19 protein-coding genes are annotated in these 20,509 nt (G+C 63.8%); 10 read left to right on the top strand and 9 right to left on the bottom strand.

The features are described from left to right. Positions 1-351 precede the first annotated feature (351 nt). A complete protein-coding gene (locus tag SB765_RS17890; RefSeq protein ID WP_410931699.1) occupies positions 352-2,160 on the top strand; it encodes an ABC transporter ATP-binding protein/permease in 1,809 nt (602 codons plus the stop codon). 10 nt (positions 2,161-2,170) lie between these two features. On the opposite strand, the gene SB765_RS17885 is transcribed toward SB765_RS17890, so the two are convergent. Together SB765_RS17885 and SB765_RS17880 are read right to left on the bottom strand one after the other, a co-directional pair. Continuing rightward, entirely contained in the window at positions 2,171-3,136 is a 966-nt protein-coding gene (locus SB765_RS17885) for an MFS transporter (protein ID WP_410931698.1), read from the bottom strand. 73 nt (positions 3,137-3,209) lie between these two features. After that, entirely contained in the window at positions 3,210-4,493 is a 1,284-nt protein-coding gene (locus tag SB765_RS17880; protein ID WP_096425860.1) for an arsenic transporter, read from the bottom strand. Between the two features lie 289 nt (positions 4,494-4,782). On the opposite strand from SB765_RS17880, the gene SB765_RS17875 reads away from it, so the two are divergent. The 5 genes from SB765_RS17875 (at position 4,783) to SB765_RS17855 (ending at position 9,870) form a co-directional block, all read left to right on the top strand. After that, positions 4,783-7,023: a TonB-dependent siderophore receptor gene (locus SB765_RS17875; protein WP_410931697.1), complete on the top strand. Its 2,241-nt coding sequence runs from the start codon at positions 4,783-4,785 to the stop codon at positions 7,021-7,023. A gap of 56 nt (positions 7,024-7,079) precedes the next feature. Then, on the top strand, positions 7,080-7,367 hold the full coding sequence (locus tag SB765_RS17870) for a hypothetical protein (protein WP_028613446.1): 288 nt from the start codon (positions 7,080-7,082) through the stop codon (positions 7,365-7,367). Next, the gene (locus SB765_RS17865) at positions 7,364-8,884 is read left to right on the top strand and encodes a PepSY-associated TM helix domain-containing protein (protein ID WP_410931696.1); all 1,521 of its coding nucleotides are present in this window, start codon (positions 7,364-7,366) and stop codon (positions 8,882-8,884) included. The genes SB765_RS17870 and SB765_RS17865 overlap by 4 nt, the downstream gene beginning before the upstream one ends. Further along, positions 8,881-9,219, top strand: coding sequence for a DUF3325 domain-containing protein (locus tag SB765_RS17860; protein ID WP_341798127.1), 339 nt, complete (start codon positions 8,881-8,883; stop codon positions 9,217-9,219). Before SB765_RS17865 ends, SB765_RS17860 begins: the two co-directional genes overlap by 4 nt. 111 nt (positions 9,220-9,330) lie before the next feature. Next, complete coding sequence (locus SB765_RS17855; protein ID WP_410931695.1) at positions 9,331-9,870, top strand: histidine phosphatase family protein; 540 nt, start codon at positions 9,331-9,333, stop codon at positions 9,868-9,870. A gap of 3 nt (positions 9,871-9,873) precedes the next feature. Here SB765_RS17855 and SB765_RS17850 read toward each other — a convergent pair whose 3' ends face one another. Continuing rightward, entirely contained in the window at positions 9,874-10,659 is a 786-nt protein-coding gene (locus SB765_RS17850) for a sulfite exporter TauE/SafE family protein (RefSeq protein WP_043204391.1), read from the bottom strand. 105 nt (positions 10,660-10,764) lie between these two features. Continuing rightward, positions 10,765-11,358 carry a helix-turn-helix domain-containing protein gene (locus SB765_RS17845; protein ID WP_049275195.1) on the bottom strand — a complete coding sequence of 198 codons (594 nt, stop codon included), beginning with the start codon at positions 11,356-11,358 and terminating at the stop codon, positions 10,765-10,767. Positions 11,359-11,472: 114 nt separating this feature from the next. Here SB765_RS17845 and SB765_RS17840 point away from each other — a divergent pair, with 114 nt between their 5' ends. From SB765_RS17840 to SB765_RS17830, 3 genes are all read left to right on the top strand, one after another. Beyond that, positions 11,473-12,609, top strand: coding sequence for an NAD(P)/FAD-dependent oxidoreductase (locus SB765_RS17840; protein ID WP_410931694.1), 1,137 nt, complete (start codon positions 11,473-11,475; stop codon positions 12,607-12,609). 12 nt (positions 12,610-12,621) lie between these two features. Beyond that, entirely contained in the window at positions 12,622-12,999 is a 378-nt protein-coding gene (locus SB765_RS17835; protein ID WP_410931693.1) for a RidA family protein, read from the top strand. A gap of 159 nt (positions 13,000-13,158) precedes the next feature. Further along, on the top strand, positions 13,159-14,223 hold the full coding sequence (locus SB765_RS17830; RefSeq protein ID WP_410931692.1) for a hypothetical protein: 1,065 nt from the start codon (positions 13,159-13,161) through the stop codon (positions 14,221-14,223). A gap of 152 nt (positions 14,224-14,375) precedes the next feature. On the opposite strand, the gene mcpA is transcribed toward SB765_RS17830, so the two are convergent. Beyond that, positions 14,376-16,262 carry a methyl-accepting chemotaxis protein McpA gene (gene mcpA / locus SB765_RS17825; RefSeq protein ID WP_410911319.1) on the bottom strand — a complete coding sequence of 629 codons (1,887 nt, stop codon included), beginning with the start codon at positions 16,260-16,262 and terminating at the stop codon, positions 14,376-14,378. A 142-nt stretch (positions 16,263-16,404) separates the two neighbouring features. After that, positions 16,405-17,283, bottom strand: a complete 879-nt coding sequence (locus SB765_RS17820) for a LysR family transcriptional regulator (protein ID WP_410911317.1) — start codon at positions 17,281-17,283, stop codon at positions 16,405-16,407. Positions 17,284-17,385: 102 nt separating this feature from the next. Between SB765_RS17820 and SB765_RS17815 the strand changes: the two genes are divergently transcribed. Next, positions 17,386-17,814, top strand: a complete 429-nt coding sequence (locus tag SB765_RS17815; RefSeq protein ID WP_016500576.1) for a PACE efflux transporter — start codon at positions 17,386-17,388, stop codon at positions 17,812-17,814. On the opposite strand, the gene SB765_RS17810 is transcribed toward SB765_RS17815, so the two are convergent. The 3 genes from SB765_RS17810 to SB765_RS17800 all read right to left on the bottom strand — a co-directional run bounded on the left by SB765_RS17810 (position 17,811) and on the right by SB765_RS17800 (position 20,474). Then, entirely contained in the window at positions 17,811-18,872 is a 1,062-nt protein-coding gene (locus tag SB765_RS17810; RefSeq protein ID WP_410931691.1) for a hypothetical protein, read from the bottom strand. The two genes, SB765_RS17815 and SB765_RS17810, sit on opposite strands and share 4 nt — an antisense overlap. A 212-nt stretch (positions 18,873-19,084) precedes the next feature. After that, on the bottom strand, positions 19,085-19,753 hold the full coding sequence (locus SB765_RS17805; RefSeq protein ID WP_341798135.1) for a GntR family transcriptional regulator: 669 nt from the start codon (positions 19,751-19,753) through the stop codon (positions 19,085-19,087). Positions 19,754-19,769: 16 nt separating this feature from the next. Then, complete coding sequence (locus tag SB765_RS17800) at positions 19,770-20,474, bottom strand: FadR/GntR family transcriptional regulator (RefSeq protein ID WP_341798136.1); 705 nt, start codon at positions 20,472-20,474, stop codon at positions 19,770-19,772. Positions 20,475-20,509 lie beyond the last annotated feature (35 nt).

Below are 20,509 nucleotides of genomic sequence, written 5' to 3'. Positions count from 1 at the left end.
TCAGTAGTGAAACGATGCATCGCCGATGGTAGTGTGGGGTTTCCCCATGTGAGAGTAGGTCATCGTCAAGATTCATTTCGCAAAACCCCTATCTGCGCATGCAGGTAGGGGTTTTGTCTTTGCGGCGCAAATATCCCCAGTTCTGGCCGACTCCTGTAGGAGCAGCCTTGTGCTGCGAAGAGGCCGGTAAGGCTAAAGATTATCTTGGGTTGCAATGGCCTCTTCGCAGCACAAGGCTGCTCCTACAGGGGCCGCGGAAACAGGTCAGGATCATGAAATGTACGTCATTAATGCCTGATGATCCGTAGGGCAATGCTACGCTCGCGGAAATACTCAGCACGGATACCCACCATGGACATGAACTGGCACCAGGCCCTGCAAGAGAGCCTGAGATGGTTGGCAATCGCTTCGTTCATCACCCTTGTCTGCTTTACCGCTGCCGCGACACTGGCTGTCCGTTGCACACGCTGGGGCAGCCAGTTCTGGCAGCTTGCCGGGCCCTACTTCAGTTTCAGGCGCAGTTGGCGGCCACTATTGGTGTTTGCGCTGTTGCTGGTGTTGACGCTGTTCTCGGTGCGCCTGAACGTACTGTTCTCGTTCTGGTACAACGGCTTCTACAGTGCCTTGCAAGGCCTGGATCAATCCGCCTTCTGGTACATGCTCGGCGTCTTTGCCGTACTGGCCACCATCCACGTGCTGCGCTCGCTGTTCACCTTCTATGTAACCCAGGCATTCAGCATTCGTTGGCGGGTCTGGCTTACCGAGCGCCTGACCCACGACTGGATGCATGGCGATGCCTACTACCGTGGTCAGTTTCTGGCCGAGCCGGTGGACAACCCTGACCAGCGCATCGAGCTGGATGCCAATGCATTTGTCACCAACTCGGTCACCCTGGCCTTGGGCGCTGTCAGTGCACTGGTGTCGCTGGTGGCCTTCACCGGGATCCTCTGGTCGCTGTCGGCACCGCTGGCGGTTGCCGGTGTGGAAGTCCCCCGGGCGATGGTGTTTGCCGTGTACCTGTATGTCATCGTTGCCACCTGGATTGCCTTCCGCCTTGGGCGCCCGTTGATCCGCCTGAACTTCCTCAATGAAAAACTCACCGCCAACTTTCGCTATGCGCTGATGCGCCTGCGCGAGAATGCCGAGAACATTGCCTTCTACCAAGGCGCCTTGGTGGAGCGTGGCACGTTGCTGGGCCGCTTTGGCGCCTTGATCGTCAATGCCTGGGCGCTGGTGTTCCGGAACCTGAAATTCAGTGGTTTCAACCTGGGTGTTAGCCAGGTTGCCGTGGTGTTCCCGTTTATACTCCAGGCGCCACGCTTCTTCAGCGGTGCGATCAAGTTGGGTGACGTCATGCAGACCGCCCAGGCCTTTGGCCAGGTGCAGGATTCATTGTCGTTCTTCCGCGAATCTTACGATGCATTCGCTCAATACCGGGCCACCCTCGACCGTCTGACCGGTTTTCTTGATGCCAACGAGCAGGCGAGCGCCTTGCCGCGTGTCACCACCGAGGCTCAGCAACATGCGTTGGAAATCACTGATCTGCAGGTACTGCGGCCAGACGGGCATGCGCTTGTCGCTGACCTTGACCTGAGCCTGCACGCCGGTCAGGCATTGTTGATCAAGGGCCCGTCGGGCAGTGGTAAAACCACGCTGCTACGAGCCCTGGCGGGCCTTTGGCCATACGCTGAAGGTAAGATCAGGCGCCCGCCAGGCCATCAGGCGTTGTTCCTGTCGCAGCGCCCCTACCTGCCCCTGGGCGACTTGCGGGCGGCCATCGCCTACCCGGCAGCCAGCAAGCCCGAGGACGAAATACGTATGCAACAGGCCTTGCGCCAGGTCAACCTGGCTCATCTGGCGGAGCGGCTGGGGGTCAGTTGCGACTGGTCGCATATTCTCTCGGTGGGTGAGCAGCAGCGCCTGGCGTTCGCACGGGTGCTGTTCAACCGGCCTCAGGTAGTGTTCCTCGACGAGTCCACTTCGGCGATGGACGAAGGGCTCGAGCACGCCCTGTATTCGCTGCTGCGTACGGAAATGCCGGGTGCGCTGCTGGTCAGTGTTGGCCATCGCAGCACACTGGCGGGGTTCCATACTCACCGGCTTGAGGTGGATGGGCGCGGGGGCTGGTCGTTGCTCAAGCAGGAACCGGCGTTGGCCTAGTCCGGTGTGCTCACCGTAACAGCATCACCCCCACCAGGGTGGTGCTGGCAAGCCCTGCGCCGACCAGGAAGGTTGCCTGGAACCCCGCACCATCCCACAACAACCCTGCCACCACGCTGGCCGCCAGCAGTGCCACCCCGGTCAGCAGGTTGAACAGGCCGAAGGCGGTCCCGCGCAGGTTGGCGGGTGCGCTGTCGGCGATCATGGCCGCGAAGATGCCCTGGGTGAAGCCCAGGTGCAGCCCCCAGGCGGCAACCCCCAGGGCCAGCGCCGTCCAGCCAGGCAGCAGGGCCAGCAACAGGTCGGCGGCGATCAGCATCCCCAGCCCCGTCATCAGCACGCCGTGGCGCCCCAGGCGGTCCGACAGCACTCCGGCAGGGTAGGCCGACACCGAGTAGGCCAGCGCCATCAGCACCAGCACCGCCACCCAGAACACCGTCTGGAAATGGCTTGCGGTCAGCCACATCAGCACGATCGCCAGCAATGGCCCGAGGAAAGCGCCAACCGTATCCAGCGCCTGGCGCAGGCCGAAGGCGGCGCCACGCAACTCGGGGGGCGTGACATCCGCCACCAGCGCGTCGCGCGGCGCCCCACGAATGCCTTTGCCGACCCGGTCGACGAAACGTGCTGCGGTCAGCCACTCCAGCCCGGAGGCCATGGGGAATACCGGCTTGGTCAGCGCCCCCAGGCCATAGCCGAGCACCGTCAGCAGCTTGCGCTTGCCCAGGCGGTCGCTGAGGGCACCGGAAAACACTTTGCTGATCGAGGCGGTTGCCTCGGCGATACCTTCGATAACACCCACCGCCACCACCGAAGTGCCGAGCACGGTGACCATGTACAGCGGCAGCAGGGCGTGGATCATCTCCGAGGAAATGTCCATGAACATCGACACAAAACCCAGCGCCCAGACACTGCGCGGGATCTTAGGCAGGGTTCGGGTGGCATTGGCGGAGCTGCTGTCTTCATTGCTGCGCATCTGGGGGCTCGGCAGTGTTCCTACGATTCAAACTGTAGGAGCCCGGGCGCAGGATGCAAACCGTCCGGCTACCTCAAACACTCAACCAAAGTGCCAGGGCCGCCAAGGTCACCAGCAGCACTGGCACGGTCAGCAGTACGCCGACCTTGAAGTAATACCCCCAGCCGATCACCACCCCTTTGCGCGCCAGCACATGCAGCCACAGCAACGTGGCCAGGCTGCCTATCGGGGTGATCTTCGGTCCCAGGTCGCAGCCGATGACATTGGCGTAGATCATCGCCTCGCGCACCACGCCTTGGGCTTCGCTGGCATGGATCGACAAGGCGCCGATCAGCACACTGGGCAGGTTGTTCATCAGCGACGAGAGCAGCGCCGCAATCAGCCCGGTGCCCAGCGTAGCCGCCCACAGCCCATGCCCGGCGAGCCAGTCCAGTACCCCGGCAAGGGCGTCGGTCAGGCCGGCATTGCGCAGCCCGTACACCACCAGGTACATCCCCAGCGAAAACACCACGATCTGCCACGGTGCTTCGCGCAGCACGCGGCGGGTTGAAATCACGTGGCCGCGGGCGGCCACGGCAAACAGCACGGCGGCGCAGGCCGAGGCCACCGCGCTGACCGGGATGCCCAGCGGCTCCAGCACGAACAGCGCGGCCAGCAACACCACCAGTACCACCCAGCCCGCACGGAACGTGGCGCGATCGCGCACTGCCAGGGCAGGCAACTGCAGGTCGTCGGTGGCGTACCGCAATGGGATGTCACGGCGAAAATACAGCCACAGCACCAGCAGCGTGGCCGCTACCGCCACCAGGTTCACCGGCACCATCACGGCGGCGTAGGCGTTGAAGCCGAGCCCGAAGTAGTCCGCCGACACGATGTTTACCAGGTTCGATACCACCAACGGCAGGCTTGCGGTGTCGGCGATAAAACCGGCGCCCATCACGAAGGCGAGGGTTGCCGTGGGGGAAAAGCGCAGCGCCAGCAGCATCGACATGACGATGGGGGTAAGGATCAGTGCTGCGCCATCGTTGGCGAACAGCGCGGATACCGCTGCCCCCAGCAGCACCATGAAGGCAAACAGGCGACGCCCGTCGCCTCGGGCCCAACGCGCCACATGCAGCGCCGTCCAGGCGAAGAAACCGGCTTCGTCCAGCAACAGGCTGATGACGATCAGGGCGATGAAGGTGGCGGTGGCGTTCCAGATGATTGCCCAGACGGTGGGGATATCGTGCAGTGACACCACACCGCACAGCAGGGCCAGCAGCGCACCGAAGGTGGCACTCCAGCCGACGCCGAGGCCTTTGGGTTGCCAGATGACCAGGGTCAGGGTGAACAGGAAAATCAGCGTGGCTGGGAGCATGAACAGATGGCTCGGGTTAGAGGAAGGCAAGTGTAGCCAGTGCAGAAGCCAATTACTTCAGCATGACCAGGATTCTGTGTGAGCGGGAATACGGCGCTCTACCGCGCGCTTCAGCAAAGTTCGGTTACAAACATGTAAACTTCGTAAATACGATTTACTCTCATTTGCGATTCCCTATATTTACCACCTCTGTTGGCCACCAGACTGTGTTTGCGAGGCCGGTGGGCGAGGGCTCCCGGTTTCCGACAGGGATGTGCCGTTTCGCTCATGAATCGCAGGAGATGTACCCATGCAGTGCAGAACTTCACCCAACAGCCTGGCCTTGGCGTTCGTTGCGCTGGCGTCACCGGCCGTGGTGGCCACCGCGGCCCAGGCTGAAGAGCAGCGCACGGGTGAGGTGCTGGAAGTGCCGGTTGCCGACAACGCGCTGGTGATTCAGGACACCCTGATCACCGCCGAGCGCGAGGCGCGTCAGGCCTTGGGTTCGTCGATCATCACCGCCGACGACATCAAGCGCCACCCGCCATCCAATGACCTGTCCGATATCATCCGCCGCGAGCCCGGCGTCAACCTGACCGGCAACAGCGCCAGCGGCGCACGCGGCAACAACCGGCAGATCGACCTGCGGGGCATGGGTCCGGAAAATACCCTGATCCTCATCGATGGCAAGCCCTCCAGCGCCCGCAACGCCGTGCGTTATGGCTGGAACGGTGACCGTGATACCCGTGGTGAAACCAACTGGGTGCCCGCCGAGGCAGTCGAGCGTATCGAGATCTTGCGTGGCCCGGCCGCCGCTCGCTATGGCTCCGGCGCCATGGGCGGGGTGGTGAATATCATCACCAAACGCCCCACCGACGAGCTCAAGGGCAGCGTCAGCCTGTTCACCCAGTTGCCGGAAGACAGTGCCGAGGGTGCCAGCCGCCGCGCCAACTTCAACCTCGGTGGCGGCCTCACCGATAACCTTGGTTTCCGGCTGTTCGGCGGCCTGGCCAAGACTGACGCTGACGACCTCGATATCAACGCCAGCCACGCCAACAGCGCACTGGTTGCCGGCCGTGAGGGTGTGCGCAACAAGGACATCAACGGCCTGCTCAGTTGGAAGCTGAACGACGAGCACCGCTTCGAAGCCAGTGCAGGCTACAGCCGGCAGGGCAATATCTATGCTGGCGACACCATGAACAGCAACGGCGGCAGCGACGTCGCACTGATTTCCAGCCTGTATGGCCACGAAACCAACGTCATGCAGCGCAGCACCTATGACCTGACCCACCTGGGCGACTTCACCTGGGGTACCAGCAAGACCACTCTGGCCTACGAATACGTGCGCAACTGGCGCCTCAACGAGGGTTTGGCCGGTGGCCCGGAAGGGGCGATCAACGACAGCGGCGCGGCGATGTCGCGGTTGCGTAACACGCGCTTGAACAGTGAGGTCAACTTGCCGTTCGCCTTGGGCAGCACCGAGCATGTGCTGACCCTGGGGGGCGAGTACCTGTACGAGTCGCTCAACGACCAGGGCTCGTTCCGTCCGCAGAGCTTCGACCCGAGTGGCTCGGGCAGTGACGCGATCAGCGGTTTCGACCGCAGCGAATCGAAGATGACCGCCAGAAGCTACGCATTGTTCGTCGAGGACAATATCGTCATCGGCGACACGACGGTGACGCCTGGCTTGCGTTTTGACCATCACGAGATGTTTGGCGACAACTTCAGCCCCAGCCTGAACCTGTCGCACAAGCTCACCGAGGCGCTGTCGGTCAAAGGCGGCATTGCTCGCGCCTACAAGGTGCCGAACCTGTATCAGTCCAACCCCAATTACTTGCTCTACAGCCGCGGCCAAGGCTGCAGTGTGGAGCAGACCAACTCCGGTGGCTGCTACCTGCAGGGTAACGCCGACCTCAAGCCGGAAATCAGCGTCAACAAGGAGATTGGCCTGCTGTACGACCGCGGCACCTGGCGTACCAGCGCCACCTACTTCCGCAATGACTACAAGAACAAGATCATCGGCGGTACCGATGTGCTCTATGCCATCAACAGCGGCCGCCGCGTGACCCAGTGGGAAAACGCCGGCAAGGCGCGGGTGGAAGGTATCGAAGGCAACTTCTTCATCGAGCTGACGCCGACCCTGGACTGGAACACCAACCTGACCTGGATGCTCGACAACGACAATCGCGAGACTGGCGAACCGCTGTCGGTGATCCCGGAATATACCGTCAACACCACCCTTGACTGGCGCGCCACGGAGCAGCTGTCGTTCCAGGTGGCGGGTACTTACTTCGGTCAACAGAAGTCGCCGACCTACAACTACCGCACCCAGCAAGACTACGACAAGGCCGCGCAGCAGGACGTCGAGGCCTATGGCCTGGTGGACGTGAGCGCCGGGTACAAGTTCAACGCCAACTACGACGTGCGGGTGGGCGTGAACAACGTGTTCGACAAGCAGATCCTGCGTGGCGGCAACGCCAGTAGTTCGGGGGCCAACACGTATAACCAGCCGGGCAGGGCGGTGTTTGCTGCGCTGAATATCAACTTCTGATCCAAGGGGCCGCTATGCAGCCCTGGCCTCATCACCGGACCTCAAGGAACCCTCCGATGATCAAAGCCCCTGCCTGGCTACAACTACTCTCCCGCAGCGCCGCCGCACTGCTCGGCGGCTACGCCCTCAGCTACGCCGCCAGTGCCTGCCTGGCCCGCATCCTGCCGCTATCTGCCGCCGATGCGGTCATTGTCGCGACCCTGCCGGCGTTCATTTTCTACACCGTCGCCATCCTCTGGGCCTTCGCCTGCCGTGATGCCCTGCGCGCCTGGGCGCCGCTGGCACTGGCTGCGCCCCTTGCCCTGATCGGTTTCTGGCCGCAGGTAATGGAGCGGCTGGCATGAAGAACACTTTCACCCAATCGATGGCCTGGCTGCACACCTGGGCCGGGCTGATCTTCGGCTGGCTGTTGTTCGCCATCTTCGTCACCGGCACCCTGGCGGTGTTCGACAAGGAGCTCAACCACTGGATGCAGCCGGAAATCCCGGCCACCCAGGTGTCCCAGGCCGACGCTGCCCGGCGCGCTATCAACTACCTGCAGGCCCATGAACCGCAGGCCGGCAACTGGGGGATCAGCCTGCCGAGCGAACGCGCGCCCGGGTTGCGCGTGTCTACCGGCGAGCGCCGCCACGGCGGTGGCGTACAACTCGACCCGCGCACCGGCGAGGCCATCGAGGTGCGCGACAGTGTCGGCGGCAACTTCTTCTTCCGCTTTCACTTCACCCTCGACCTGCCACGCAACTGGGGCATTTTCGTCGTCGGCGCGTTGGCGCTGGTGATGCTTGCGGCCTTGATTACCGGCATTGTCATTCACAAGAAGATCTTCAAGGAATTCTTCACCTTCCGGCCGAACAAGGGCCAGCGCTCGTGGCTGGATTTCCACAACGCCAGTGCGGTGCTGTTGCTGCCGTTCCACCTGATGATCACCTACACCGGCCTGGTGATATTCATGCTCATCTACATCCCCGCCGGGATCGATGCGCTCTTTGCCGGCGACACACGCGCCTACTTCCAGGCCCAAGGCAATGCTCGCGTGGAACAGCCCCGTGGCCTGGCCAGGCAGCCGGCCGCGCTGGTGGATGTCGCACCGCTGTTGGCCCAGGCCGAGGCGCGGCTCGGGCCGATTGGCGGCTTGAATATCCGCAACCCGAACACGGCGGCGGCACGTGTCGAAATCCGCCCCGAACTGGGCAATCGCATCGCGCTGGCCAAGGGGCAGGCCATGGTCTTCGATGGCGTCAGCGGGCAACTGCTCAGTGACGTGCCTGAATGGCGCGCGGTGCCTTTGACCCAACGGGTCATGGTCGGCCTGCACTTCGCGCAGTTCGGCGGCTATCCGATGCGCTGGCTGTACTTCGTGTGCGGGCTGGTCAGCTGCCTGATGATCGCCAGCGGCCTGGTGCTGTTCTGCGTGAAGCGCGGGCGCAAGTATGTCAATGCCACTGCCGATGCTTCGGCACGGCGCTGGTACCGGGTGGCAGAGGTGTGCAACGTGGGCTTCATCAGCGGTTTGCTGCTGGCGTGCGTCGGGCTGCTGTGGGCCAGCCGCTTGTTGCCGGTGGAACTGGTACAGCGGGAGAGCTGGGAAGTACGTGCATTCTTTGGTGTATGGCTGCTGTCGCTGTTGCATGCGGGTGTCAGGCCGGCACGCCGGGCATGGGCCGAGCAACTGTTGCTGACGGCGTTGCTGTGCATCGGCCTGGGTGCGTTTGGCGGCCTCGAAGACGCCATGCGCCTGGGCGTAGCGGCCTGTGCCTTGGTACTGGGCGTGTTGGTTGGGCTGGTGGCCTGGCGGGTGCGGCAAGCACAACCGGTGCAGCAGAAGGCCCGCACAGGGCGGCAACAGGAGGCCGAGGCATGATGATGTGGATTGCAGGCGCAGTGCTGTTCGCTTATGCCGGTATGCTCGGGCTGTGCCAGGGGCTGGAGCGGCATTACAAACAGGTGTGGAATCGCACCTGCCCGCGCGCGTGGAGGATCAGCCTGCGCAGTGCCGGTTGGTTGGCGTTGCTGGCGAGCCTGACGCTGTGTGCCCAGGCCTGGGGCTGGGCCATGGGGCCGGTGGCCTGGTTCGGCGTGCTGTCGCTGGCGGGGTTGGTGCTGGTGATGTTGCTGCCGTACTGGCCGCGGCTGGCGGTGGCATTGGTGGGGGCGCTGCCGGTGTGGGGTCTGGTGCAGGTGGTTGCCCATTTATGAACTGAACGCGCCTACAAGGGATACGCGTTTGTGCGGGCGGCGACATCGTTGCAGCCAAAAGCCTCGCAGCATGCTAAACCATGGGCCCCTGCCTGCTGCGAGAGAGCCCCGGTGAAAGCCGTCCGCCTTACCCTGATCTGCCATGCCCTGACCCAGGCCCAGAAGACCGGGCACCTGCACCGTGCAGATGACGGCATCTTGCCGTTGACCCAACACCCCGACGCCATCGTGCCCGGCATGCAGGTGCTGACTGCGCCAGAGCGGCGAGCCTGCGAGACGGCGGCGTGGTTGTCGGGGCCGGCGCAGATCGAGCCGGCATTGGCCGATTGCGACCTGGGGCGTTGGCAGGGTTTGCCGTTGAAGCAGTTGCAAACCGAACAACCGCAGGCGTTGGCAGACTGGCTGCAGGACCCTGCCAGTGCGGTGCATGGTGGGGAGTCGTTTGCTGCGCTATGCCAGCGTGTGGCCACCTGGCTGGCGGCTTTCGACACGCCGGGTGAGTGGCTGGCGGTGACTCACCCGATGGTCATGCGCGCCGTGCTGGTACAGGTGTTGGGGTGCCCGATGCAGGCCAGCCAGCGTATCGACGTGCTGCCGCTTTCGCGCCTTGAGCTGAGCTTTACCGGGCAGTGGCGCCTGCGCCTGGGCTGAAGGTCAGAACGCCAGCTTGTAGCCGATCAGCAGCAGCATCGCCGCCAGGCATGGACGCAGCACGCGGTCGGAGATCCGTCCGGTGAGGTGGCTGCCCAGGTATATGCCCGGCAGCGAGCCCAGCAGCAGGTAACCCAGCAACGACCAGTCCATGTTACCCATGCCGGCGTGGCCCAGGCCTGCTACGAGGGTGAGCGGCACGGCATGAGCGATTTCGGTACCGACCAGGCGGCGCGTGACCAGAAACGGGTACAGCAGGAACAGCGCCACCGTACCCAGTGCGCCAGCACCGATGGAGGTGAGGGTGACCATTACCCCCAGTACCACGCCAGTAAGCACGGTAAGGGTGTTCAGGCTACGGTCGCTGAGGTGGTAGTGGTCACCGGCATGGCGGCTGGCAAAAGCCTGCAGGCGTGATTTGAACAGGATGGCCAGCGCGGTCAGGATCAGTACCACCGCCAGGCCCTGCTTGATGATGGCGTTGAGCGCCGAGGTGTCGGTGTGCAGGGTGTTGAGGAACCACAGCGTCAGCGCTGCGGCGGGCACGCTGCCCAGGCTGAGCAGGCCGGTGATCTTCCAGTCGATGTTCTTGTGGCGCGCATGCACCCAGACGCCACTGGCTTTGGTAATTGCCGCATAGAGCAGGTCGGTACCGACGGCCGTCGCCGGGCTGATGCCAAACCACAACAGGATCGGGGTCATCAGCGAGCCGCCACCGACGCCGGTCATGCCGACGATGAAACCCACGACCAGGCCAGCAATGGTGAAACCGAAAGAACCTACATCCATACGCTACTCGACTGCCCATCTTTGCCCGTTATCGGATGCAGCCAGCATATAGATTTTTTTATAGCCAAATAGACTTGTTCGTTATTAGGTTATAACCGGGCGCCTTCAGCGATCGGTCATCACCACCATCACATGCGCGTCCCCGCCATCCTCGCTTTCCGACAGGTAGATGTGCCCCACTTGGCTGTCGAAGTACGCGGTTTCCTGCGGCCCGATGCTCACGGCTTCACCGGTTTCGAACTCGATGCGCACGCGCCCGCTCAGCACCAGGGCGAACTCTTGCCCGGGGTGGCGGATAAAGTCGTCGAACTGGCCCCGTTCGCGGGCGATGATGCGGGCATAGGCCGGGGTCATGCGCCGCTCGGGGAAGTCGCCAGCAATGGGGTGGTAGTCGTAGGTGCCGGTGGAGTACCCCGCCGCTGCAGGTAGCGAGTCGACCACCACGGTCACCGGCACCGGGGTGGTGACCGTACCGCCGGCGCGAAACAACTGGGCAATGTCGACATTCAACGCCCGTGCGGCGGCAGCCAGCTTCTCGTAGCTGACCGAGACTTGTGCCAGCTCCATCTTCGACAGGGTGGACACCGGTACGCCACTGGCTTCGGACAACTGCTTGAGTGTCATCTGGCGCGCCTTGCGCACCTGGCGCAGGCGCTGGCCGACTACAGTGCGGTCAAGCAGGGGTAGGGCAGCGGGCATTCAGGGCTCTCGGCATAGGCGTTGGTCGGGCATCTTACCTTGGACACTTGCGTATTTCTAAATTCTCATATATTAGAATTCTCATAAATGATAATTAGCCTGGCAGGAGCGTGCATGACCCCAACCTACGACACCCTGATCATCGGTGCCGGCATTGCCGGTGCGTCGCTGGGCTATCGCCTGGCTGGCCAGCAGCGCGTACTGGTGCTCGAGCGCGAATCACAGCCTGGTTACCACTCCACCGGGCGCTCGGCGGCCATGTTCATGGAGGCCTACGGCACCGCGCAGATCCAGGCACTGACCCGCGCCAGCCGGGCCTTTTACGAAACGCCGCCGCAAGGCTTCTGTGAGCATCCGCTGCTGGAACCTCGCGGCTGCCTGTATGTGGCCAGCGTGGAGCAGCGCGAGCTGCTTGAGCAGACCCATGCGCAGAACCTGGCCAATGGCACCGAAGTCCGCCTGCTTGACCGTGACGCCGCCCTGGCCCTGGTGCCCAGCCTGCGTGGCGAAACCCTGGCCGGGGCAGTGCTTGAACCGGGTGCCATGGACCTGGACGTTCACGCCCTGCACCAAGGCTTCTTGCGCGGTTATCGCGCCGCCGGCGGAGAGCTGCGCTGCAACGCCGAGCTTGTCCAGGCCTCGTACCTGGACGGCCTGTGGCAGGTGGAGCTGGGTGACGGCAGCCGGGTGCAGGCCCGTCAGTTGGTGAACGCTGCTGGCGCCTGGGCTGACCGCGTGGCCGAGCAGTGCGGCGTGGCGCGCATCGGCCTGCAACCTTGCCGGCGCAGCGCGTTCACCTTCCCCGGCCCGGCAGACCAGGACTTCGCCCGCTGGCCAGCAGTGATCGGCGTCGACGAAAGCTTCTACTTCAAGCCCGACGCCGGCCAGTTGCTGGGGTCGCCAGCCAATGCCGACCCGGTCGAACCCCAGGACGCCGCGCCCGAAGAGCTCGACGTCGCCTTGGGCATCTACAACATCGAAGCCATGACCACCTTGGCGATCCGCCGCCCCAGCCACACCTGGGCCGGGCTGCGCTCATTCGTTGCCGACGGGGACCTGGTGATCGGTTTCGATGCACACGCCCCCGCGTTTTTCTGGCTGGCGGCGCAAGGTGGCTATGGCATCCAGTCGGCCGCCGGCGCCTCGCGCCTGGCCGCCGACCTGCTGCTTGGCCACCCCCTGTGTCCTGGTCTTGTCAGCCAGGGGGTGGCGCCCGAGCGCCTGTCCCCGGCCCGTTTCCAGCAACCTTGAAAGGAGCATCTCATGAGCAATGACATCCAGCGTTTCCCCAGCAGCCTGCCGTTTCCGTTTTCCCGTGCGGTGAAGGCGGGTGGTTTTCTGTTCCTCTCCGGCCAGGTGCCGATGAGCACCAGTGGTGAAGTAGTGCGCGGTGATATCCAGGCCCAGACCCGCGCAGCCTGCGAGCGCATCGCCGAAAGCCTGGCGGCTTGCGGCGCGCGCTTCGATCAAGTGGTAAAGGCCACGGTATGGCTGTCGGACATGAGCCATTTCGCCGGTTTCAACGAGGTCTACAAAGAGTTCTTCGGCGCGGCGCTGCCGGTGCGTTCGACCGTGGCCTCGGCCTTGGCGCTGGGGGTGGATGTGGAGATTGAAGTGCAGGCGTTTGTCGGCGGCGAGTAACCAAGCACGAAGCTTTTGTAGGAGCAGCCTTGCGCTGCGAAGAGGCCAGTAAAGCCAAAGCGCTTGCAACGACCTTACCGGCCTCTTCGCAGCGCAAGGCTGCTCCTACAAGAGATATGGGGTGGCAGTAAGACAACAACAATAAATCCAGAGGTTCACATGCAAGAGCAACTGAAGATTGCCGGCGCATTTGTCGGCGTGATCGTGGGGGCAGGGTTCGCTTCAGGGCGGGAACTGTTGTTGTTCTTTGTCGACTTCGGCGTGTGGGGGCTGGTCGGCGCACTGGTCAGCGCCGCCCTGTTCACCTTCCTCGGCATGGCCCTGGCGGCGTTGGGCAACCGCCAGCAGGCCACATCGCACAAGGATGTGATCCAGGCCATCTGCGGCCGCCACCTGGGCCTGTTCGTCGACTGGCTGATCACCTTTTTCATGTTCGCCGTCACCGTGGTCATGCTGGCCGGCGGTGGTGCGCTGCTGGAGCAGCAGTTCGGCATTCCGGCACTCACCGGCAGCGTGCTGGTAACGCTGGTGGTGGTGGGCATCGTGTGCCTGGACGTGCGCAAGGTGATCCTGGCCATTGGCGCCATCACCCCGCTGTTGATTCTGGTGGCGTCGGCAATCGCGTTGTATGCCGTATTCACCCGCGAGCAGAGCTTCGCCGCGCTCGATCACCTGGCCAGCCAGCAACAAGCCGGCACCCGCCACTGGCTGCTGGGCGCGTTCCTGTATGTGTGTTACAACATTGTGGCCGGCGCGCCGATCCTGGCCATTCTAGGCGGCTCGGCCAAGGGCGAGAAAACCGCAATGTGGGGTGGCCTGCTCGGCGGCGCGGCGCTGGGTGGCCTGATGCTGGTGATGAGTGCCGGGCTGTTGTCGCGCCTGGACAGCGTGGCCGACTTGCCCATGCCGATGCTGTCGATTGCTAGCGAGGTGTCGCCGCTGCTGGGGCTGGTGATGTGCCTGATCATCTTCGGCATGATCGTCAACACCGCGGTGGGTACGTTGTTCTCGTTCCTTTCACGGCTGCTGCCGGCGGGCACGGCGAAGTTCCGCTGGGGCTCGGTGGTTAGCGGGGTGGTGGCGTTTGGTTGCAGCCTGGTGGGGTTCATCAGCCTGGTGGGCGAGGTGTACCCGTTCTTTGGCTACCTGGGGTTCGTGCTGATGGCGGCGGTGTTGCTTGCCTGGGTGCGGCGGGGCAGGGCCGTCAAGGCGGCGGTGGCATAAGGGGCTGCTGCGCAGCCCAATCGCCGGCAAGCCAGCTCCCACAGGGATATTCAGGGCTTATGGTCAGCGCTTTGGCTGTGGGAGCTGGCTTGCCGGCGATTGGGCCAGTACAGGCGGCAACAGGCGGTGGCCGTTGCCGTCTATGACAGGGCTTAAATCCTGAAGCTGCCCACCAGTTGCTTCAAGCGCCCGGCCTGCTGGGCCAGCTGGTCGCAATGGCGCAGGGTGTCGTTGAGGTTTTCCACACCCTGCTGGTTCAGGGCGTTGATCTGGGTAATGTCCAGGTTCAGGCTCTCGACCACGGCAGTCTGTTCTTCGGTGGCGGTAGCCACCGACTGGTTCATGCCATCGATTTCGCCAATGCGCTGGGTCACGCTGGCCAGGCGCACACCGGCCTGGTTGGCCACCTGCACAGTCTGCTCGCTGGACACCTGGCTGGTGTTCATGGTGTGCACCGCTTCGCGCGAGCCTACTTGCAGGCTGGTGATCATGCGGTGAATCTCTTCCGCCGATTCCTGGGTGCGGTGCGCCAGGTTGCGCACTTCGTCGGCCACCACGGCAAAACCACGGCCAGCTTCACCGGCACGGGCCGCCTCGATGGCGGCGTTCAGGGCCAGCAGGTTGGTTTGCTGCGAGATGCCCTTGATCACGTCGAGGATCTTGCCGATTTCGTCGGTGCTGGCGTTAAGCGTTTCGATCTGCGCGCAGGATTCGCTGATGCGCTGCGACAGGGCGGTCATGGCGCTGATCGCTTCCTCGACCACTTCACGTCCGCCGTGGGCCTGCTCGCTGGCGCCGCTGGCATGCTGCGAGGCATCGGCGGCGTTGCGGGCGATTTCCTGGGTGGCGGCACCCAGCTCGTTGATGGCGGCGGCCACGCTGTTGGTGCGCATGCTCTGTTCTTCAGAACCGCTGATCGAGGCGTTGGACGCGCTGACCACTTTCTCCGACAGGTCATGCACCAGGCGGGTGGCCGAAGACACTTCGCTGATCGAGGCATGGATGCGCTCGACAAAGCGGTTGAACGAGGTGGCCAGCTCGCCGAACTCGTCCTTGTTCTGCACGGTCAGGCGGCGGGTAAGGTCACCTTCACCCTCGGCGATGTCGCGCATGGCGCGGCCCATGGTGGTCAGCGGGCTCATCAGCACCGGGATCAGCAGGCCGAGCAGGCCGGCGATGGCCGCCACGGCAATCAGCATGGCGATGATCGCCGAGGTGCGGAACTGGCTGAGCGCGGCGTAAGCCTTGTCTTTGTCGATCGACAGACCGATGTACCACTGCGCCGACGGCAGCCCGGCCACCGGGGCGAAGGAGATGATGCGGTCCTGGCCGTTCAGGGTGACATCCTGCATGCCGGCGGCAACCCGCAGATTGCTCCCGGGGTAGATGTCCTTGAGGTTCTTCATCACCTGGTCTTTCTCTGGGCTGACAATCACCTGGCCATTGGCGTCGGCCAGGAAGGCATGGCCGATGCCACCGAAATCGACCGAGTTGATGATTTCGACCAGGGTGTCGAGGGTCACGTCACCACCGACCACACCCAGCAGTTCGCCATTGTTCTTGCTCTTCACCGGGGTGGCGATGGTCACCATCAGGCCACCGACGGCGCCCTGGTAAGGGGCTGTCAGCACGGTTTGCCCGGCGTTGGCGGCGGCGCCATACCACGGGCGCTGGCGGGGGTCGTAACCGGCAGGCATCTGGGTGTCCGGGCGCTGGGTGAACACCCCGTTGGCCTGGCCCAGGTAGGTGAACAGGAAATTGCGCGTGTAGGAAGGCTGCTCGATCAGCCCGGCCAGGGTCTCGCCGGCACCTTGCTGGCCGATGTCCTGGGCCAGGTTTTCCAGCACCAGGATGCGCCCGCTCATCCAGTTTTGCACGCTGCTGGCGGTCAGTGCACCGGACTGCTGCACCGAGGCTTCGATGTTCTGGCGAATGGTGTTGCGTTGCAGGTAGTCGTTGTAGAGCGTGAACAGGGCAAATGCCAGGACCACGACGCCGCAGGCGCTGAGCAGGATCTTGTGGCGAAATTTCAGGTTCATGTTTCGAGACCTTGAGCCAATGAGGGGAGGGCGCAGCACGCTCATGACGCGATGCGGGGCCTGTCGATCTGGATATCGGCCCAAGGGGTAAAAGATTGAAGCACTTACAGTAATTTCTTAGGGGCGTTTCGACAGGCGGCAGTCACTGATTCGCCAGCTGTTCAATCAACAGCCGTGCAGCCTGCTGCAGCGGTTGTTGTTTGCGCCAAAAAATGTGTACCGGCAGCTGCAACTCGTTGCGGGTATTGCGAAAATCCAGGCGTACCAGGCGTCCGCTGGCCAGTAGCGGCGCGACCCGCGACAGCGGCAGGTCGCCCCAGCCCAGGCCGGCTTCGACCATCTGCAATGCCAGGTCGAAGCTGTCGGTGGACCAATGCGTTGCACCAATCAGCGGGCGCGGGTCGGCCAGCGGCAGGTCGCGGCTGCGAACAAGAATCTGGCGCACCCGGGTCAGGTCTTCGAGGTAGTGAATGCGCCCCTCGCGCAAGGCCGGGTGGGTGGGCGACAGGGTCGCCACCAGCGACTCCATGCCGATGTGCTGGAAGCCTCGGCGGGCATCGACCTGCAGGCCGGCAAAGGCCACACAGAGGTCGGCCCGCCCACTGTCCAGCAGATGCAGGGCTTCTTCGTGCGGGGCGCTGAGCAGGGCGATGTCCAGCAACGGGTGGCGCTCGCCCAGGCGGGCGATGGCCGCCAGCAAGGGGCGGTGATCGATGTCTGGCACAACGGCCACGCTCAAGCTGCTTTCCAAACCCTGGGACAGCTCCTGGGCATGAACCTGCAGCAGCCCCAGTTGCTCGGCAATCAGCCTGGCGTGTGGCTCCAGGGCCAGGGCTTGTGCGGTTGGGCGAACTTCACGCGAGCCACGTTCGAACAGACTGTAGCCAAGTTCGGCCTCAAGGTTGCCGATGGCCATGCTCACGGCCGACGGCACCCGCTGCAGGGCGCGTGCGGCGGCGGAAAACGAGCCGCGGTCGAGCACGGCAAGAAACAGCTGGATGTTGTCGCTGGAAAAGTTCATGGCAGCCTCCTGTCAGTAGATCTGACAGCTGCTGACTTTTGCTGTCAAGCACGATGAAGCATGATCTCGCCCCATCGCTATTGTCATTGGAGGTAACCCCGGGTGCAGGGACTGAAACGCAAACTGGTCTACGTGACTTTCTATGAATTGATCGGGCTGTGTATGTCGACCCTCGGGCTGGCCTACCTGTCGGACACCCAGGCGTCGCATACCGGGCCACTGGCGGTCATGATCACCACCATCGCCATGCTCTGGAACCTGGTCTACAACACCCTGTTTGAACACTGGGAGAGCCGCCAGGCCAAGCGCGGTCGCAGCGTGGGGCGCCGAGTGGCGCATGCCATCGGTTTTCAGCTGACCCTGGTGGTGTACCTGATCCCGCTGATTGCCTGGTGGCTGGACATGACGCTGGTTGAAGCGCTGCTGGTGGACATGGCATTCATCATTCTGGTGCCTTGTTACACCTTTGCCTACAACTGGGCGTTTGACCGGGTGTTTGGGCTGCCTAGCTCGGCCATGGCTACCGCCTAAGGCGGCAGGCGGATGATCAAAGGTTCTTGCTGCTGCTTCACCTGCTGCTCCGCCGGTTGCTCGGCTGGCCGCGGCATGCTGGCCAGCAAGCTGTCCTCAACCTGCCCCGACAGATAATACACCCCAGCCATTGCCCCGCTCTGGCGGTTCTCCATCAACTCCTGCCATTCCTGGTTCAGTGCCACGTTGAGGATCACCCGCAACTGCTCGACCATCTGCGGCTGTTCGCGGTCATGGGTCATCATGCCGTAGCCGGCCGCGGCGATCGAAATCATGGCCCCTGCCACTTTGCCGACTGCCGATGCCACGGCGCTGGCGATGCCGCGTGGGGCCAGGGTAGCGCCGAGCTTGTCGCTCGCCTGGGTGGCCACCGAATTCAGCCCGATATCGGTCTTCCCGGGGCCTTTGCTGGCCAGTTGGTGAAGGTGCTGGCGCATGGCTTGCCAGGCCGGCTGCTGGTCCAGCGGCTTGGCCCGTAGCAGTTGATACAGACTGGCATTGCGGGCATCCGGTGGCCCCAGGGCGATGGCGGGGATCCGGTTGAGGCGCTGGCTGAGCTGCTCGGGCGGTGCGTTGTAGCGGCTGATGATGGCTGGCAGCTGCTGGCCGAACAGTTGCAGGTACAGCTCGCAGGCCCGGTCGCGGATGCCCTCGGGGTTGATCTGTTCGGCCACCGGCTCGATCACCCGCTCGTGGTACTGCTCCTGCAGGTACAGGGCCAGGCGCTTTTCCGCAGGTTCCCGGCCTTTGCCACTGTCCAGTTTGTACCAGGCCACCTTGAGGGTCAGCCACTGTTGGGTCCAGTAGCCGGTGAACCAGGGGATGAAGTCACTTTCAGTGCGCTGTTGTACCTGCTCCCGCCACACCCGCATGGAGCGCCGGGCATAGTCGTTGGCCGAACCGGCGGCGCCGACCGAGGCATCGATCAGTTCCTGGTCGATGCGTTGCCAGGCGGCGGGCGTGAGCACCGCAGGGGGTGGCGGGGCAGGCGGGCGCTTGCCCGCGCAACCGGCGAGCGCCAGCAGAAGGCACAGCAGCAGAGGGATTCGAGAACTCACGCAACCGCCTCCCTGGTAGAGGCTGGGGTGGTTCTCGCAGTATAGAGTGGGGTTATTGGAGCTGCTGTGCAGCCCATCGCCCGGCCACCGCGGCCCCTGTAGGAGCAGCCTTGTGCTGCGAAGAGGCCGGCAAGGCAAAAGATCATCTTCGCCAGCTATGGCTTCTTCGCAGCACAAGGCTGCTCCTACAGGAACCGCGTCAGCATGAGCGGTTATTTCAGGTCGAGCTTTTCTTCCAGGCGGTCCAGGTGCTTGTGCATCAGCCCAAGCGCCGCCTCGGCATTGCCTTGCTCCACGGCATCGATGATCGCCGCATGTTCCTGCCAGGCGCAGTGGTCGCAGCACGGCGATTCGTAGCGGGCGATGATCAGCGAGGTCATGGGAACCAGGCCATTGAGAAACCGCGCCAGTGGCGCATTGGCTGCAACCTGGGCCAGCTTGAGGTGAAACTCGCCGCCCAGGCGGATCGCCGCGCAACGTTCGCCGCTCTCATGGTGCTGGCGTTCGCGGTCCACCAGTTGCCGCAGCTGGCGCACCTGCGCCGGCCGGGCGCGCTGGGCAGCCAGGGTGATCAGTGTGGTTTCGGCCAGGCGCCGGGCACTGAGCACCTGGCGCGCCTGGTCCGGGTCGGGCGCGGCCAGGTGCGCGGTGTGGCTGGGGCGCTGCACCACCACCTGCTGGTCGGACAGGCGCCCAAGTACACGCCGAATCACGGTGCGGCTGACACCAAAGGCATGGCCCAGCGCCTGCTCGGGCAACAGGGCCCCCGGTGGCAGGCGCTGTTCGAGAATGGCGTCGAACAGCCGAGGGTAGATCTGCTCGGCCGACAGGCGGGTTTCGCCAGCAGCCAGCAGGGATGGCAGGTGGGGGGCGGCGTTCATGGTCGCTCTCCTGGGGTCATGGGCGCGGGTGGTCGTCCGGGATGTTCAACGGGATGCCCATGCGCTGGCCTTCGGCCAGAATGTGCTGGCGCATCTGGGCGCTGGCCTGGGCACTGTTGCGTTCGCGAATGGCGCGAACCACGGCTTCGTTTTCCTTGAGCCGCGCGGCCAGGTGTTCCGGCGAATTGCGCAGCATGTCGGCACTTTGCTTCAAGGCATTGCCGGTCTGCTGCACCACGCTCTGGAAGATCGGGTTGGTGGTAAGGGTGAACAACGCCTCATGGAACGCGATGTAGGCTTTTACCCCGGCTTCGCTGTCACCGGCCTCCAGCGCTTCACGCATGTCCATCAGGGTGAGGCGCAACTGGCCGACGTCCTGGCTGTTGGCCGACTGCGCCACCAGCCCGACGATGAAGGGTTCTAGGGTGTAGCGTAGCTCCAGCACATCGGCCAGGCTGGCCGCGGCGCTGGTGTCCATGCCTGGTTCCTGGATGACGGCGTCGGCGTCCAGTACCAGTACGCCCTTGCCCGGCAGGGAGCGTACCAGGCCCAGGGTTTCCAGTACGGTCACCGCTTCGCGCAGGCTTGGGCGGCTGATGCCCAGCTGTTCGGCCAGCTCACGCTGGCCCGGCAGCATGTCGCCGGTGCGCCATTGGCCCCGGGCCAGGGCCTGGCGCAGTTTTTCCACCACTGAGGTGACGACGGTCGATGAGCTGATCACGGTTCGCTCCTGCAAGGGCCGGCGTCATCGCCGGC

The organism is Pseudomonas sp. SIMBA_067 (genome assembly GCF_046534675.1).
GTDB lineage: Bacteria > Pseudomonadota > Gammaproteobacteria > Pseudomonadales > Pseudomonadaceae > Aquipseudomonas > Aquipseudomonas putida.
The sequence above is the reverse complement of the archived record's forward strand: the minus strand, read 5'-3'. Positions and strand labels throughout refer to the sequence as shown.

What these genes read in the sequence shown, in the direction of transcription:
- SB765_RS17880 (WP_096425860.1), bottom strand. Translation starts at nt 4,493, where the DNA reads ATGCTCCCAGCCACGCTGATTTTCCTGTTCACCCTGACCCTGGTCATC.
- mcpA (WP_410911319.1), bottom strand. Translation starts at nt 16,262, where the DNA reads ATGAACCTGAAATTTCGCCACAAGATCCTGCTCAGCGCCTGCGGCGTC.
- SB765_RS17850 (WP_043204391.1), bottom strand. Translation starts at nt 10,659, where the DNA reads ATGGATGTAGGTTCTTTCGGTTTCACCATTGCTGGCCTGGTCGTGGGT.
- SB765_RS17885 (WP_410931698.1), bottom strand. Translation starts at nt 3,136, where the DNA reads ATGCGCAGCAATGAAGACAGCAGCTCCGCCAATGCCACCCGAACCCTG.
- SB765_RS17865 (WP_410931696.1), top strand. Translation starts at nt 7,364, where the DNA reads ATGAAGAACACTTTCACCCAATCGATGGCCTGGCTGCACACCTGGGCC.
- SB765_RS17820 (WP_410911317.1), bottom strand. Translation starts at nt 17,283, where the DNA reads ATGAACTTTTCCAGCGACAACATCCAGCTGTTTCTTGCCGTGCTCGAC.
- SB765_RS17840 (WP_410931694.1), top strand. Translation starts at nt 11,473, where the DNA reads ATGACCCCAACCTACGACACCCTGATCATCGGTGCCGGCATTGCCGGT.
- SB765_RS17805 (WP_341798135.1), bottom strand. Translation starts at nt 19,753, where the DNA reads ATGAACGCCGCCCCCCACCTGCCATCCCTGCTGGCTGCTGGCGAAACC.
- SB765_RS17890 (WP_410931699.1), top strand. Translation starts at nt 352, where the DNA reads ATGGACATGAACTGGCACCAGGCCCTGCAAGAGAGCCTGAGATGGTTG.
- SB765_RS17870 (WP_028613446.1), top strand. Translation starts at nt 7,080, where the DNA reads ATGATCAAAGCCCCTGCCTGGCTACAACTACTCTCCCGCAGCGCCGCC.
- SB765_RS17875 (WP_410931697.1), top strand. Translation starts at nt 4,783, where the DNA reads ATGCAGTGCAGAACTTCACCCAACAGCCTGGCCTTGGCGTTCGTTGCG.
- SB765_RS17845 (WP_049275195.1), bottom strand. Translation starts at nt 11,358, where the DNA reads ATGCCCGCTGCCCTACCCCTGCTTGACCGCACTGTAGTCGGCCAGCGC.
- SB765_RS17830 (WP_410931692.1), top strand. Translation starts at nt 13,159, where the DNA reads ATGCAAGAGCAACTGAAGATTGCCGGCGCATTTGTCGGCGTGATCGTG.
- SB765_RS17835 (WP_410931693.1), top strand. Translation starts at nt 12,622, where the DNA reads ATGAGCAATGACATCCAGCGTTTCCCCAGCAGCCTGCCGTTTCCGTTT.
- SB765_RS17860 (WP_341798127.1), top strand. Translation starts at nt 8,881, where the DNA reads ATGATGATGTGGATTGCAGGCGCAGTGCTGTTCGCTTATGCCGGTATG.